We start from the raw sequence: 10,160 nt of genomic DNA, 5'->3' as shown, positions 1-10,160 counted from the left end.
CCCCCTTAACAATCCCCTAACCCCAACAACGTTAGAGGTGGCATGCAATAGTGCTGGCGCACAGCATGCGGTTTATCATCATGCAAGTGCCATACAAATTTTAAAATTTCATGAACGAGTAATTTCGGCTCTAAAATTTGAGCTAAGCTGTAAGCGAAGTCAAATTTTAGTAGTCAATTCTTAGGGGTGAGTGAAAGTTTAAAATTTGCAAAAAAGTTCAGTCAAATTTATAAATTTGCCCAGAAATTTTAAAATTCTAGGCAAATTTCACTCAAATTTACTCTCTTACAACGTGTAAAAACTGCATATGTTTGCGGTATTGCTCGATTACGTCGTTTATCAGCGTGGCCTCGCTCCAACCAAGCACGTCGTAGTCTTGACCGCCCTCTTTTAGATATACCTCGGCTCTATAATAAAGATCGTCACCCTCAAGCTCTCTAGTGTAGTCTGGGCTCTGGCTCTTGGTGAGATAGACGCCATATCTAAAGTCCATCTCGTCGCCAAGTCCGACATTTAAATTTACAAAATTTTCGCCATTTGTGACCTTTGCTTCAAGGCCGTTTTTGGCAAATTCCTCTTTTAGCTCGTTAAAAGCTTTTAGTGCAACCTCGTTTAAAAATTTCTTGCCATCTTTCTTGCCTGGCAGCGTGATGATCGCACTTAGACGTTCTTGCCACGGCTTTGAAAGATCACTAATGGGCATGTTGCTAAAGTTATTTGTCTCTTTTTTGGTTAGATCGACACGAAGCGCCTTAAATAGCCCATAAATAGCACCCAAAAGCACCACCGAAAATGGCAGTGCTGTCGTGATCGTAAGTGCCTGAAGTGAGCCAAGACCACCAGCTAGCATCAAAAATGCCGCCACGACACCCACTGTAACGCTCCAAAAGACCTTTTGCCAAACTGGTGTATCGTCCTTGCCGTTTGAGCAAAGCATGTTCATAACGATCGCCGCAGAGTCGGCAGAAGTTACGAAAAATATGACGATCATAAAGACTGCAATCACGCTTAGCACGCCTGAGAAGCTAAATTTTTCTAAAAACATAAAGAGTGCTGAGGCTGAGTCAGAATTTACCGTGGTCGCTAGCTCACTAAAGCCACTTTGCACCAAAGCGATCGCCGAGTTACCAAAAAAGCTCATCCAAGCAAAGGTAAAGCCAGTTGGCACAAGAAGCACGCCGATCACAAATTCTCTGATCGTTCTGCCTTTTGAAATTTTAGCGATAAAAAGCCCCACAAACGGCGACCAAGATAGCCACCAAGCCCAGTATAGCAGCGTCCAGCCGCCAAGCCAGCTCTCGTTTTGCCTCTCGTAGGCGTAGAGGTTAAAAGTGTTTGAAATGAGTGTAGAGACGTAGTCGCCGCTGTTTTGCACAAACGACTTTAAAAGCTGCGTCGTATCGCCCAAAAATAGTATCAAAAACATAAAACAAATGGCTAGCGCGATATTTGCGTTTGATAAGATTTTAATGCCCTTATCCACGCCGCTTGCCGCTGAGATAGTGGCTGCAAAACAAAGCACTATTAGAAGCGTGATATGCATGGTCGGCAGGCCAAAAACGTGCGTAAGACCGGCATTTACCTGAAGTACGCCGTATCCCAGCGATGTCGCCACGCCAAAAAGGGTCGCCACGACGGCAAATGTATCGATGGCACTACCTATCTTGCCATAAATTTTATCTCCAATGATCGGATAAAATGCCGATCTAAGCGTGAGTGGCAAGCCGTGCCTATACGAGAAAAAGGCGAGAATTAACGCCACGATAGCATAGACCGACCATGCGCCCATGCCCCAGTGAAAAAATGTGATATTCAACGCAAGCTTTTGCGCTGCGATAGTCTGCGCGTCGCCAACTGGTGGGTTTAGATAGTGCATGAGCGGCTCGGCCACGCCAAAAAATACTAGACCTATGCCCATGCCAGCGGCAAAAAGCATAGAAAACCACGAGATATTTTTGTGCTCTGGCTTTACATGGTCAGCTCCAAGCTTGATCTCGCCAAGCTTACTAAAGCCAAGGATGATGACGCTTAGAAGTATGACGGCAACGACTAGGATATAAAACCAGCCAAATTTGGCCGCGATGTAGTTTTGCATACCTTTAAAAAACTCATTTGAGAAATTTGGAAATATCGCTGCAAATGCCGCTATTAAAAATATGACAATAAGCGATGGGATAAATACTGAGTTGTTAAATTTTGATCTTTGAAATTTAAACATTTTTCTCCTTTTTGTAAATTTCAGCTTCCTTTTAAAATAACAAAAAAAGAGTAAATAGGTCAAATTTTCTCTTTAAATTTTTATGAAATTTTAAGCTTTAGCCACCAAAAATAGCTACTTTGAAATTTATCTCAAGTCGCTTTTATCTCTCTTTGGTTTTGCAAGAGTTATTAGCACTATGACGACAAAAGCGATGCCAAATGTGATATACAAAATGATCTTTGGCGAGTCATACTCTATCCTCGATCTTGCGACCTCTTCGCCGCTTGCCTCCACTAGCTCGCCACGCTTTATCATACCGCTGATATCTTTTGCGCTAAGCTCTTTAGACGCTCTTGTTAAAATTTCTATGACGCTAGGATCTGCCACCTCATAAACGCTATGCTTTATGCCGTAAAATGGCTTTATCTTGCTAAAAAAATAGAGCTTATCGCCGTTTGCATAAACTGCGCCATATTCGCCATCTTTTACCAGCCCTATCTCACGCCAAGATGAGCTTGGAGCAAATTTATATAAAGAGACTGTTTGCGCCTCTAAGTGCCTGCCATGCTTTGAGCGCCGCCACTCTTCGCCTTGCTGCAAGAAATACGCTGAGCTCTCATCTACAAAAACGTCAGCATAGAGCCTTTTTAGCTCGCCTTTTAGCTGATAGTCTGAAATTTTAGCTTGTTCGTTTTTCGCGCTATCCCAAAAGTAAATTCCATCTTTGCTGGCAAAAAGAGGCCAAAACGAGTGCACGTTATCCACGCTATAAATGGCGCTATAAGGCATATTTTGAGCGCTAAATTTACACTCATTTGCAAACGCCGCCCCACTTTTTGGCTCAAAAAGATATTCTATATCGTGCTTTGGGTCATAACATATCTGGCGCGTCTCATCTGTGTAGCTTGTATCAAGCTTATAAAAGCCTAAAAATAGGCTTTTACCATCTGTGTAATATCCGCTATGAGCGCCGTTTTCTGCCGTGATGTATCTTAGCTCGTTAGGCTGCGCGTCAAGCTTTTCGCCCTTGTAGTAAAGCGTGCCACCATCTCTTGCAAAGCCAGCGTCAAATATAGGCTCTAAATTTGTGCTTTCAACCATTTTTGTCCTGTAAAAATAAGGGCTATCATCGTAGCTTTTTATAAAAACGTGAACAAGGTTTTTCATAATGGCGCCAAATTCGCTATATCCCGCCTCTTTCTCGCTTCTAGTGCCACAATAATAGCTTATCTTGCCATCACTTAGATAGCCATTGCCAAGCACTTTGGCACTTTTTGGATCAAGACCAGGCAAAATTTCTCTAGCGCAATAGACATGATTTTTATCAGCCGCCACGTTTGAGTAATCATACGCGTGTTTTAGCTTTAAGACCCTAAAACTAGCCTCATCAACGCCTTTTAGCTCATACTTGCCACTGCCTGAAATTTGAACATAAATTTTACCATCAGGCGAGCGGTAAAACTCGCTACTATCAATGTTTGCAAAGCTTCTTTGATACTCGCCCTCATGCCAAAGATAAAGCATCGCCAAAACAAAAAGTAGTGTCAAGATAACTAAAAAATAAATAAATCTAATAGCAATTTTTCTCATTATCTATAATCATCCACCCTTTTTTTAAGCTCGCTGTTTTGCTTTTTATTTTTAAAAATAGCGCCAACTACCGAGGCTACAAATGCTATTGCAAGAAATATCCAGTAGGCATATTTTTGCGAGTAATCATCAAAGTAGCTTACTGCATCGATCACCACCTCGCCCTCAGCTGGCGTCATAGCGCCTTGATCTACCATTTTTACTATCTCATCAAGTTTTAAATTCTTAACATTTGGACCATAAGGACGAGTGAGAATTTCAACCACGCCAAGGTCGTTTATATCATAAACACTGCTGTTAAAACGCCAACCGTAGCCGACGTTATCAAAATAATATGTCTTATCGCCGTTTGCATAAACCGCTCCGTAGCCATCGTTTCTTACAAGGCCGATCTTTCGCCACTGCTCTTTTGTATCAAGCCTTACGATACACGTGTGGCGTGAGCTTAGGCTGTGGTTATTTTTTGTATTGTGCCAAATTTCATAGGTTTTTAAAAAATATGTCTTGCCATCACTTATCACCACGTCGCCATATAGCGGCGTTATCTCGCCTTTAAACGGATCATCTCCGTCTCTTACAAACTCGCCCTCGTCTATGCTGTTATACCACTGCCACTTTCGCTCCCAGTGATAGATACCGCCTTTGCCACGAAAGAGCGCATGATAGGAGTGCTCATCTTTTAGGTTAAAAAGTGGCTCGTATGGGGCAAATTTAGGGTCAAATTCGTGATCATTTGCATAGACCATGCCAGAATTTGGTTCATAAAGATAGTGAATGCGCCATATCTCGCCGATATCACGCATTTGCGGGCTAAATTTGATCCTTAGTTTTGTGCTGTCATAATAGACATTTTCTCCGTCAGTCGTAAAATGCACGCTCTTTCTGCCAGATGGCTGCTCGATATAGCGCATTTTGCTGGCATTTGCTCCCTCTAGCTCTTTGCCCTCATGATAGACCTTTACTCCGTCGCTTGCATAGCCAAAGCCCAAGATCGCAGCTAAATTAGCGTTATCAACCTGTCTAAATTTATAGATATGAGTTTGCGCTTTAGGGGTATTAAACATTTTATGTGAGAGTATGTCCCAAAACTCTTTAAGTGCGGATATTTCGAGGTTTGTCTCGCTTACGCTATCACAAAAATATGTGATCTTGCCATCGCCAAAATAGCCATTGCCAAGCGCTCTAACGCCATTTGGATCAAGCCCACTCATCACGAGGTTACCGCAATACACCGCCTTATCGCTAGCGCCAACGTTTCTGTTGTCGTATTTGCCGGTGTCAATGTATCTAAATTTGCTGGCCCTCACGCCTATTAGCTCAAATTTACCGCCGCTTGGCACCATGGCATAGACCTTGTCATCTTTGACGTAAAAATAGCTATTATTTAACTCTTTACTATCGCCAATGTCGTCATCTAAAACAGAAACTAACCCAAAGACAAAAAAGTAGGTAGCAAAAAATATCACAACAATGGCGATTATTACTGAGATTAGCGGATGTTTTTTTAGCATTTTAGCCCCATTTCAAACAAATTTAGCGACCTCATCATGGCGCAAAAACCTTTCATAAATTTAAATTTCAAAGTACCTATCCAAATATAAAATATCTAAATATCAAAAACTGATAATATACTACTCTAACTACTGTATTTAATAGCCAAACAGCACATAACGCTAAAATAGCTCCAATAATACTAAAATTCTTTAAAACCCCATAATAAATCACCATCAACAAAAAAAAGAGAAAAATATAAAAACATAATCAAATAAAATAAATTTTTCAACCTTTCATATAAGTCCGAATTTTCTCTATTTGTTGCGATTAGCCTAATGCTCTCTATCTTATTTAAAAAACCAACCTTGTTATATTTTATCTCGACTAGATCGCCTACTTCATATTTTTCTATCTCTGGTGAAAATACCCCACTAAATCTATCATTAGCTATCAAAAGACTCATACTTGTGGCTAAATTTTGCCTAACAACTCTTGTATTTAAAGCGCTTATCCTACCGATCTTTTTCAAGCTACTCTAGCTCCTCGGCGATCTCAAGCACTTTAAAATACTCATTTTCTAGGCTTTCAAGCTCAGCTTTTGTCTTTTCTAGCTCTTCATAAAGCTTAGCAAGGCCCACTTCTTGATAAATTTTAGGATCGCTAAGCCCCTCATTTAGCTCGGCTACCCTTGCTTCAAGGGTTGAAATTTTATCTGGATATGTGTTTAAAATTTGCGTTTGTTTATAGCTTAGTTTTGCGCCAGATTTGCTCTTTTGTTTGGCTTCATTTTGACTATTTGAGAGCTCTTTTTCAAATTTATCAAGCTCTTTCATCTCATCTTCAAGCTCCAAATAGACGCTATACTCTTCATGCAAGACATTTATCTTTGTGCCCTCAAACGCCCAGAGCTTATTTGCCATCTTATCGACAAAATATCTATCGTGGCTAACTAGCAAGATAGCCCCCTCAAAGCTTTGCAAGTAGTCTTCTAAGATATTAATAGTTGCGATATCAAGGTCGTTTGTCGGCTCGTCAAGCACCAGCACGTCGTAAGTTTTGGTAAAAAGAAGTGCGAGTGCGACGCGGTTTTTCTCACCGCCACTTAAAACGCCTATCTTTTTATCTAAAAATTCCTTTGGAAAGAGGAAATTTTTAAGATAGCCATAAACGTGCATATTTCGCCCACGAACTAGCACGTGGTCGCCGCCATTTGGGCAAAATGTCTCTATAAGGCTCTTATCATCATCAAGGACATTTCTAGCTTGATCAAAGTAGCCGATACTCACCTCGCCCCTTTTTATCTCGCCGCTACTTGGCTTTTCAAGCCCTAGCAAAATTTTAAGCAAAGTGCTCTTGCCACTGCCGTTTCGCCCAACTATGGCTATCCTCTCGCCCTGCAAGATTCTTGCGTCAAATTTTTCAAAAAGCACCTTGCCGTCTATGCTTTTGCCTAAATTTTTAAACTCAAATAGCATTTTTTTGCGGTTTTGGCTCTGCACTTGGTTGAAATTTTTACTCGCACGCTCTAGCTCAAGCCTCACGCGCCTTATCACACCTGGGTTTTTCTTAGCCTCCTCGCGCATGGCGAGCACCCGCTCTTTTCTGCCCTCATTTCGCTTTAGCCTAGCTTTCACGCCGCGCCTTAGCCACTCTTCTTCGGCCTTTAGTTGTTTTAGCAGCGTCTCATGCGACTTTGCAAGGCTTGCTAAAATTTCCTCTTTTTTGGTTAGATAGTTTGCATATCCACCCTCGAAATTTTTTAAGCTTGCATCCTCGACCTCAACGCACCTAGTAGCGAGCGCATCGATAAAATACCTATCGTGGCTTATAAAAACTATGCTTTGATTTGAGCTTTTAAGCATATCTTCAAGAAATTTGACCATATAGACATCAAGGTGGTTTGTAGGCTCATCAAGCAGCAGCACATCTGGCTTTTTAAGGATGAGCGCGCCCAGTGCCACGCGCCTGATCTCGCCACCACTTAGCGAGCAAATGGGTCTATTTTCATACTCTTTTAGCTTAAATTCTTGCAAAATTCGCTCGATCTTGTGCTCGATATTCCAGCCGTCTTTTGCCTCTATAAATTTTAAAAGTCTCTCTTGCTCTTTTAAAATTTCTTTGTTTTCAGGCTCATTTGCTAGCAAGACGCCACTTTTTTCATACTCACTTATCGCGTCAAATATCTCTTTTAGCTCGTTATTTAGCGCATCTCTTACGCTAAATGTGGCGTTAAAATTTGGATTTTGCGCTAGCATCTCGACGCTTATTAAGCTCTGCACTATTCGTCTGCCGCTATCTGCTGCCACCTCGCCAGAGATGATCTTCATAAGCGTGCTCTTGCCACTGCCATTTTTGCCGATGATCGCTATCTTTTCATTTTCATTTACGCTAAGACTTACGCTGTTTAAAATTTCATTTGCGCCAAATTTTTTACTTACGTCTATTAGTTCGATTAATGCCATTTTTCTCTCAAATTTTAAATTTTTTGGATTATATCAAAAGGGAGCTAAAACCTAATTTGGCTATAATCGCCCCAAAATTTAAAAAGGGAGAAATTTATGAATCTTTCTATGAAAAAACTAGTCGTACCTATATTTTTAGATATGTTTTTGCACTTTATAACGCTCATCATCAACACCTACATGGTGACAAAAGTGAGTGTGCATCTAGTTGGTGCCATGGGTGCTGGCAATCAAGTGATGGATCTTTTTATGACCATTTTTAACTTTTTAAGCATGGGCTGCTCAGTCGTCGTCGCACAAGCTCTTGGCGCAAAGCAAAACGAGCTAGCTTCAAGCGTCATACACGCAAGCATCACGTCAAATACGGTCTTTGGCATATTTTCAGCCATCATCATCTACGTCTTTGGCTACAACATCTTAAATTTACTAAACGTGCCAAGTGATCTCATAAACGATAGCTTCTCATACCTTCACATACTTGGCTTTGCCTTGCTATTTGATGGCATAGGCATGGTGCTAGCTGCGGTGCTTCGCGTCTATAACCTAGCAACTGCAGTCATGCTAACTTCAGTTTTGATGAACATCATCACCATCTTTGGCAACGCCATCGCCCTTTTTGGCTGGTTTGATCTGCCAAATTTAGGCTTGCAAGGTGTTGCTATCTCGACATTTGTAGGCAGACTAATAGGCGTTTTTGTCCTACTTTACATGCTCACTCGCGTGGCAAAAGTTAAAATTTATCTTAGCAAACTGCTTGTCTTGCCGTTTGGAATTTTAAAGAAAATACTCTCAGTTGGTCTGCCAAGTGCTGGCGAAAATTTACTCTGGATGGCGCAATACATGGTCGCATTTGGCTTTATCGCGAGCATGGGCGAGGCAACTCTTAGCGTGCAAACGATCTACTTTCAGATCACGCTTCTCATCTTGCTTTGTGGCGCAAGTATCAGCGTGGCAAACGAGGTCATCGTAGGGCATTTGGTTGGGGCAAGCGAGTTTAACGAGGCTTATACCAGAACCTTTAAAGCCTTGTGGCTTGGCATTTCTATCACGCTCATCGTCGTTCTCATAGCCTACGCCTTAAAGTATAAGATCATGGACGCACTAAATTTAGATGAGGGCCTGCGCAAGATAATGCTACCACTATTTACGCTCTCAATCGTGCTAGAAGCTGGCAGAACCTTTAATATCGTCATCGTAAATGCCCTTCGTGCAAGTGGCGACGCGAAATTCCCACTCATAACCGGCCTTATATTTATGTGGGGGCTTTCGCTGCCGCTTGGATATTTTCTAGGCATACACCTTGGCTGGGGCATTGTTGGCGTTTGGATAGGATTTTGCGCTGATGAGTGGCTAAGAGGCCTTGCAAATACTTGGCGCTGGAGAAGCAAAAAATGGCAAGAAAAACGCCTAGTTTGAGGCAAAAGAGCGTAAATTTAGACTTTTATGGTCTAAGCGTCTTAATAAATTTTAAAAAAAATGTAAGAGCTATGCGCCTAAGAGTTGGCAAGGACGCTAAGATCACGCTTTCTATGCCATTTTACAGCACGCAAAAGATGGCTCTGGCATTTTTAGAGAGCCATAAAATTTGGCTTGAAAATTCCCACAAAAAAGCGCTTGCAAATTTACCAAAAGATGATGAGATAAGATTTCTTGGAGAAATTTACAAGATCAAATTTGATGAGAGCGCAAAAGGGCCATTTTTTGAAGATAAATTTATCATAACGCCAAATTTAAAGGCGCTTGAGCGCTTTAAAAAAGCAAGAGCAAAAGAGCTGTTTTTGGAGCTTGTAAGCTACTATCAGCCTCGTATCAACAAGCCAGTTAGCCGCGTCGTCATACGAAATAGCAAAACTCGCTGGGGGAGCTGCAACCACAAAAAGGGCTATATAAACTTAAGCCTAAGGCTCATCGAAAAGCCGCTCTCAGCCGTGCGCTACGTCGTGCTTCACGAACTTACCCACCTACTCTATCCGCATCATCAAAGCAGTTTTTATAAATTTATAGAAGCCATCATGCCTGATTACAAAGCGCAAGAGAGAATTTTAAGAGCGTAATTATTTATAGTTCATTAAAAAATAAAATTTATCTCTCTTATATCTTTAAAAATCATCATCGCCAACAACGCCTACATCTTTCAATTCTTTAATTTTAAGTGATATTTTGTTTATTTCTTTTTCTATATCATCTCGTAATTTTTTATCTAAATTGGCTCTTTTTAATATTTTACAAAAACTATCCATTTGAAATAATAGCCTAAAATACGCTTCTTTATCATTACCAAGCTTTGTTTGTGTATATTGGCACACTTCAAGAAGTTTTTTTGCTGTCAGCATAATTGCTTCGTTATTATAATGACAAAAACAATAGGCAAATAAAAATTTTTCATATTCAGTTGCTATTGGTAAATTTTTATC

9 protein-coding genes are annotated in these 10,160 nt (G+C 40.9%); 3 read left to right on the top strand and 6 right to left on the bottom strand.

Features of this window, described 5'->3' with window-relative positions:
* Positions 1 to 184 (top strand): hypothetical protein (locus G6W42_RS10395; RefSeq protein WP_206759042.1); only part of this gene is annotated, 184 nt, incomplete at its 5' end.
* Between the two features lie 93 nt (positions 185 to 277).
* Here the strand turns inward: G6W42_RS10395 and G6W42_RS10170 are convergent.
* The 5 genes from G6W42_RS10170 to abc-f all read right to left on the bottom strand — a co-directional run bounded on the left by G6W42_RS10170 (position 278) and on the right by abc-f (position 7,746).
* Entirely contained in the window at positions 278 to 2,218 is a 1,941-nt protein-coding gene (locus G6W42_RS10170; protein WP_194173908.1) for a BCCT family transporter, read from the bottom strand.
* Positions 2,219 to 2,344: 126 nt separating this feature from the next.
* Positions 2,345 to 3,790 carry a DKNYY domain-containing protein gene (locus G6W42_RS10165; RefSeq protein WP_194173907.1) on the bottom strand — a complete coding sequence of 482 codons (1,446 nt, stop codon included), beginning with the start codon at positions 3,788 to 3,790 and terminating at the stop codon, positions 2,345 to 2,347.
* Positions 3,790 to 5,301 carry a DKNYY domain-containing protein gene (locus G6W42_RS10160; RefSeq protein ID WP_194173906.1) on the bottom strand — a complete coding sequence of 504 codons (1,512 nt, stop codon included), beginning with the start codon at positions 5,299 to 5,301 and terminating at the stop codon, positions 3,790 to 3,792. The genes G6W42_RS10165 and G6W42_RS10160 overlap by 1 nt, the downstream gene beginning before the upstream one ends.
* Before the next feature lie 182 nt (positions 5,302 to 5,483).
* Positions 5,484 to 5,813 (bottom strand): hypothetical protein, encoded by a 330-nt coding sequence (locus G6W42_RS10155; protein WP_194173905.1) that lies wholly within the window; start codon positions 5,811 to 5,813, stop codon positions 5,484 to 5,486.
* 1 nt (position 5,814) lies between these two features.
* Positions 5,815 to 7,746, bottom strand: coding sequence for a ribosomal protection-like ABC-F family protein (abc-f, locus tag G6W42_RS10150; RefSeq protein ID WP_194173904.1), 1,932 nt, complete (start codon positions 7,744 to 7,746; stop codon positions 5,815 to 5,817).
* 96 nt (positions 7,747 to 7,842) lie between these two features.
* Between abc-f and G6W42_RS10145 the strand changes: the two genes are divergently transcribed.
* Together G6W42_RS10145 and G6W42_RS10140 are read left to right on the top strand one after the other, a co-directional pair.
* Positions 7,843 to 9,162, top strand: a complete 1,320-nt coding sequence (locus G6W42_RS10145) for an MATE family efflux transporter (RefSeq protein ID WP_194173903.1) — start codon at positions 7,843 to 7,845, stop codon at positions 9,160 to 9,162.
* Entirely contained in the window at positions 9,138 to 9,800 is a 663-nt protein-coding gene (locus G6W42_RS10140) for a M48 family metallopeptidase (RefSeq protein ID WP_194173902.1), read from the top strand. The genes G6W42_RS10145 and G6W42_RS10140 overlap by 25 nt, the downstream gene beginning before the upstream one ends.
* 45 nt (positions 9,801 to 9,845) lie before the next feature.
* Here the strand turns inward: G6W42_RS10140 and G6W42_RS10135 are convergent.
* Positions 9,846 to 10,160: hypothetical protein (locus G6W42_RS10135; RefSeq protein WP_194173901.1), on the bottom strand; the 315-nt coding region annotated here is incomplete at its 5' end.

Origin of the sequence: Campylobacter concisus (assembly GCF_015230015.1) — a bacterium.
Taxonomy (GTDB): domain Bacteria; phylum Campylobacterota; class Campylobacteria; order Campylobacterales; family Campylobacteraceae; genus Campylobacter_A; species Campylobacter_A concisus_AF.
This window is presented reverse-complemented; position numbering and strand designations above follow the sequence as displayed.